The organism is Streptomyces hirsutus, from assembly GCF_001418415.1.
GTDB classification, from domain to species: domain Bacteria; phylum Actinomycetota; class Actinomycetes; order Streptomycetales; family Streptomycetaceae; genus Streptomyces; species Streptomyces hirsutus.
The window spans coordinates 1-4,392 of the sequence record NZ_LIQT01000404.1; the positions used below are offsets into that span (position 1 = coordinate 1).

Here is a 4,392-nt window from a genome sequence, read left to right on the forward strand (position 1 = left end):
TAACCGTTGCGGTCAACATCGAGGCATGGTCGCACACGAGCTGCCGCAGCGTGACACCTCTGCCGGGGCGGGGGACGGGGGAGTGGGCGGTGGCGGCACCACGTCCCCCGCCCCGGCAGAGGTGTCACGCTGCGGCAGCTCGTGTGCGACCATGCCTCGATGTTGACCGCAACGGTTACTCGCGTTCAATTCGCGTTCTGACGCCCATGTCACCGTCTTCCCGGGACACGCGGCGCACCACCACCCCTCGCGTTTCGCCGCGCAGGACGCCGCGGCAGGAGCGGTCCCGGGCGATGGTGGAGAACATCATCGGGGCCGGCCGGCAGGTCCTGGCCGAGTACGGCTACGCGGGCGCGTCCACCAGCAGGATCGCGGCCACGGCGGGCATCAGCCCCGGCTCGCTGTACCAGTACTTCCCCCACAAGGACGCCATCGTCCTGGCGGTACTGGAACGCTACAGCGACACCCTCGTCTCGCACGTCACCACCCGGATGTCCGGCCAGTTCGCACAACCCGCACCCGTGATCGTCCGGGCCACCGTCGCGGCGCTGCTCGACGGACTCGACGTCGAACCACCGCTGCTGCGCGCCGCCGTCGAGGACGGCCCCCGCCTCGACGACGGACGCACCCTGCGCACCTTCGAGCAGCGCATCGGCGAACTGGTCCTCGCCTACCTGACGACCCAGGGCCGGGGCCTGCGCCCCGACACCCCCCTCGACACGGCCGTATGGATGCTGGTCCGCACGGTCGAACACCTCACCGTCCGCTACCTGCTCGACCGCCCGCCCATCCCGAGGGACCAGTTCACCGAGGAACTCACCCGCCTCGTCCTCAACTACCTCCGGCCGCCTTCCTGAGGCCCGAAAGCCCAAGGCCCCGAAGCGGCGGTCAGGTCCCCGCCGGGTCGCCGATCAGCCGCTCGGCGACCCGCGGCGGACGCACGTCGTCGAGCCGGGCGCGCGGCAGCACCGGGGTCATCAGGTGCCCGGTGTCGTGCGTCCGGGACACCACGCGGTCCCGCAGCTCGGCGGCCCCGCAGACGTCCACCGGTATCCCGGTGTCCCCGGCGATCACCATCCGGATCGAAGACCTCGTCCGGGCCACCCGTTGATCACGGCTCGATACGCACCTGGCGCTTGGCCAGCTCCGAGCGCTTGTACGAGTACGAGAAATAGATCACGCACCCGACCAGGAACCAGATGACGAACCGCACCCAGGTCTGCCACTGCAGGAACGTGATCAGCCAGATCGAGAAGACCACACCCAGCGCCGGCACGAACGGCATCCACGGGGTACGGAAGCCGCGCGGCAGGTCCGGCTGCCGGTAGCGCAGCACGATCACCGCCGTGCACACCACCACGAACGCCAGCAGGATGCCGATGTTGGTCAGTTCGGCCGCCTCAGCGATCGGCAGGAAGCCGGCGATGGCGGCCGACGCCACCCCGACGATCCACGTCACGCGCGTCGGCACGTGCCGCGTGGGGTGCGTCTTCGCGAACCACTTGGGCAGCAGCCCGTCCCGTGACATGGAGAACCACACCCGGGTCACACCCAGCATGAACGTGAACATCACGGTGAGGATGCCGACGATCGCGCCCACCGCGATCACGTCCGCCAGCCGGTCGAGCCCCACCGACTGGAAGGCGGTCGAGAAGCCGCTCTCCTTGTCGATGTCCTTGTAGTTCTGCATACCGGTCAGCACCAGACAGGCTGCCACGTACAGCACCATCGCGATCGCCAGCGAGTAGATGATCGCCTTCGGCATGTGCCGCCGCGCGTCCTTGGACTCCTCGGCCGCCGTAGACATCGCGTCGTAGCCGAAGACCGCGAAGAACACGGTCGCCGCACCCGTGAACGCCCCGCTGATCCCGTAGGGGAAGAACGGGTGGTAGTTGGCGGTGTTGATGTGGAAGACACCGACCGCGATCACCACCAGCACGACCAGCACCTTCAACCCCACCACGATCGTCTCGAAGCGGGCCGCGCTGCGGATGCCGAGGGTCAGCAGCCAGGCGATGAGCAGGCACAGGAGCGCAGCGAACAGATCCACCTTGTGCCCGGCACCGGTGCCGGGCGCGCCCAGCATCCAGGCGGGCAGCTGCGCGCCCATGTCCTCGATCAGGAAGCTGAAGTAGCCGGAGATGCCGATCGCGACCACCGCCACGATCGCCGTGTACTCCAGGAGCAGGTCCCAGCCGATGAACCAGCCGGCGAACTCGCCGAGCACCGCGTAGCCGTAGGTGTAGGCCGAACCCGCCTTCGGGATCAGGCTCGCGAACTCGGCGTACGACAGGGCCGCCGCCGCACTGGCCAGGCCCGCGATGAGGAAGGACACCAGCACCGCGGGCCCCGCCGTGCCGTTGGCCACCGTGCCGGCGAGGGTGAAAATACCCGCGCCGATGATGCCGCCCACACCGATCGCGGTCAGTTGCCACAGCCCCAGCGTCCGCTCCAGCCGAGGCCCCTCACCGGCTTCCGTCTCCTCGATGTGCTCGATGGGTTTACGGCGGAGAATGCCCTCGCCCATCCGGAGTCCGGCCATCTGCCTCACCTCTTCGCCCACGGCAACGGCTGACGGCGGATGATGCGGGCTCAGCGCCGCCGGGGACGGAGGACCGCCACGCACGCGGCCGGACCGCGGCGGGAGCGGCCGCCGGTCCGGCCCACTGGTCCAGGCCCTGCCAACGGCACCACCGTCACCGACCATCGTCCCGCTTTCACCGGGCGGACCGCGACCGAGCCGATGATCCGACGGCCGGCCTGCTCGGAGGCGCCCACCACCACCGCGTCCGTCTCCAGCTCGCCGTCGGCCCTCGTCAGGCCGTTGTAGGGGCGCCGCGGAGCGTGGGGAACTCCCGGCGGATCTCGCCGATCCCCTTCACCCGTTCGGCTGCCTCCCGGATCTGCTGCACGAGGTGCTCGGCGCTCTCGTGGGGCGTCTCGGCCACCGGCGCGCGCAGCACCGCCCCCGTCGTCAGCGACGGCTGCACGTACACCACCGCGAGCAGTGCGCCCCGCCGTCGGGCGAGACCGGCGGCATACGCGGCGGCCCGCATCGAGGAGTCGGAGCCGTGTACGCCGATGACGGCGACCTTGGGCCCGTCCGTGCCCCGCTCGAACCGGTGTGCCTGCCGCTCGTCCCGCTCGTGCTGTTCCTCCCTGCCCGCGAGGCAAGCACCGGCGCAGCACTGGGCAGCCGACGAAAAGCGCCCGGGCCCGGAATCGCGGACAATCCAACTGCCGGCACTGCCAGCACTGCCGGTGGCTCGTGGCCATGCCACGGACGCCGTCCCCGGCTCCTTCCGAGACCAGGAGAAAGGTCGATGAGCGAGAAGCGTTGGGTCACCTTCGACTGTTTCGGCACCCTCGTGGACTGGCGCCACGGCATCGCCACCGGCATCGAACTGGTTGCGCCAGGTAAGGGCTGGGAGTTGCTGGACGTCTACAACCGCCATGAGCCGCGGGTGCAGCGCGAGCACCCCTCCATGCGCTACAGCGACGTCCTGACGGAGGCCCTGAAGCGCACGGCCGCCGAGGCGAAGATCGATCTGCTGGAGGACGACGCCCGCGTCCTGACGGCCGGCATCCCGTTCTGGCCGGTCTTCCCCGAGGTGCGACAGGCCCTGCGCGAGCTGCGGGAGTCCGGCTGGAACCTCGCCCTGCTCACCAATTGCGACCGTGTCGTCATCGGCGAGACCCAGCGCCGCCTGCAGGTCCAGTTCGACGCGGTCGTCACCGCCGAGGACGCCGGCGCCTACAAGCCGGCCCACCACCACTTCGAGCACTTCGAGAAGTCCCTCGGCGTCACCCGTGACCGCTGGGTGCACGTGGCGCAGAGCTACTTCCACGACATGGTTCCGGCCGGTGAACTCGACATCACCCGCGTGTGGATCAACCGTCTCGACGCGAGCGGCGACCCCTCGATCGCGCACGCCGTACGCCCCGACCTGAGCGACCTGGCGGCCACCGTCAACGATGTCCACCGGAAGCGCAACGGCTGACCTGCGGCCGCCTCCGTCCGTCCGGTCCGGCAGCAGCGCACCCCCGCCGGACCGGTCACCACGGCGGCGGCGCGCCGAGTGGAGCGCCCACGACGGGCCCTGCCACGTCGCGGCAGCAGCCGCTCCCCCCAGGCGCACGGCGTGGTGCCCGGCGCCGGAGCCGATGTCCAGGACACGTTTTCAGGCGATGTCACCGAGGAGCTCCGTACCGGGGCCGATCCCTTTCCAGGGAGTCCACTCCAGTCGTTCGGGGCCGGGCGGCATGTACCCATGATCCAGCTGACGTCGGCCGCACGTGGTCCACGCTTCGGCGTTGAGGGCCTCAACGGTCATGCGAACTCCCGGGACCGGAGGGCGGGGGAGGGACCCTGCCTGAAGGGGCCCCTTCAGG

At 70.2% G+C, this 4,392-nt stretch carries 5 protein-coding genes and 1 pseudogene; 2 read left to right on the forward strand and 4 right to left on the reverse strand.

Annotation, left to right across the window (positions count from 1 at the left end; all coding sequences use genetic code 11):
• Positions 1–293 precede the first annotated feature (293 nt).
• Complete coding sequence (locus AOK11_RS28110; RefSeq protein ID WP_055596528.1) at positions 294–857, forward strand: TetR/AcrR family transcriptional regulator; 564 nt, start codon at positions 294–296, stop codon at positions 855–857.
• A 31-nt stretch (positions 858–888) separates the two neighbouring features.
• Here AOK11_RS28110 and AOK11_RS28115 read toward each other — a convergent pair whose 3' ends face one another.
• The 3 genes and pseudogenes from AOK11_RS28115 to AOK11_RS45435 form a co-directional block, all read right to left on the reverse strand.
• A complete protein-coding gene (locus AOK11_RS28115) occupies positions 889–1,077 on the reverse strand; it encodes a hypothetical protein (protein WP_055596529.1) in 189 nt (62 codons plus the stop codon).
• A 34-nt stretch (positions 1,078–1,111) separates the two neighbouring features.
• Positions 1,112–2,542: an amino acid permease gene (locus tag AOK11_RS28120; RefSeq protein ID WP_055596530.1), complete on the reverse strand. Its 1,431-nt coding sequence runs from the start codon at positions 2,540–2,542 to the stop codon at positions 1,112–1,114.
• Positions 2,543–2,685: 143 nt separating this feature from the next.
• Positions 2,686–3,056: pseudogene (locus AOK11_RS45435) on the reverse strand (universal stress protein); the annotation flags it as partial.
• A 267-nt stretch (positions 3,057–3,323) separates the two neighbouring features.
• Between AOK11_RS45435 and AOK11_RS28130 the strand changes: the two are divergent.
• On the forward strand, positions 3,324–4,001 hold the full coding sequence (locus tag AOK11_RS28130) for an HAD family hydrolase (protein ID WP_055596531.1): 678 nt from the start codon (positions 3,324–3,326) through the stop codon (positions 3,999–4,001).
• Between the two features lie 180 nt (positions 4,002–4,181).
• Here AOK11_RS28130 and AOK11_RS40710 read toward each other — a convergent pair whose 3' ends face one another.
• Positions 4,182–4,334: a hypothetical protein gene (locus tag AOK11_RS40710; protein WP_240497513.1), complete on the reverse strand. Its 153-nt coding sequence runs from the start codon at positions 4,332–4,334 to the stop codon at positions 4,182–4,184.
• Between the last annotated feature and the right edge of the window lie 58 nt (positions 4,335–4,392).

Bases quoted from the DNA above. Each gene is read 5' to 3' on its own strand.
- AOK11_RS40710 (WP_240497513.1), bottom strand. From the start codon at position 4,334: ATGACCGTTGAGGCCCTCAACGCCGAAGCGTGGACCACGTGCGGCCGA.
- AOK11_RS28115 (WP_055596529.1), bottom strand. From the start codon at position 1,077: ATGGTGATCGCCGGGGACACCGGGATACCGGTGGACGTCTGCGGGGCC.
- AOK11_RS28120 (WP_055596530.1), bottom strand. From the start codon at position 2,542: ATGGCCGGACTCCGGATGGGCGAGGGCATTCTCCGCCGTAAACCCATC.
- AOK11_RS28110 (WP_055596528.1), top strand. From the start codon at position 294: ATGGTGGAGAACATCATCGGGGCCGGCCGGCAGGTCCTGGCCGAGTAC.
- AOK11_RS28130 (WP_055596531.1), top strand. From the start codon at position 3,324: ATGAGCGAGAAGCGTTGGGTCACCTTCGACTGTTTCGGCACCCTCGTG.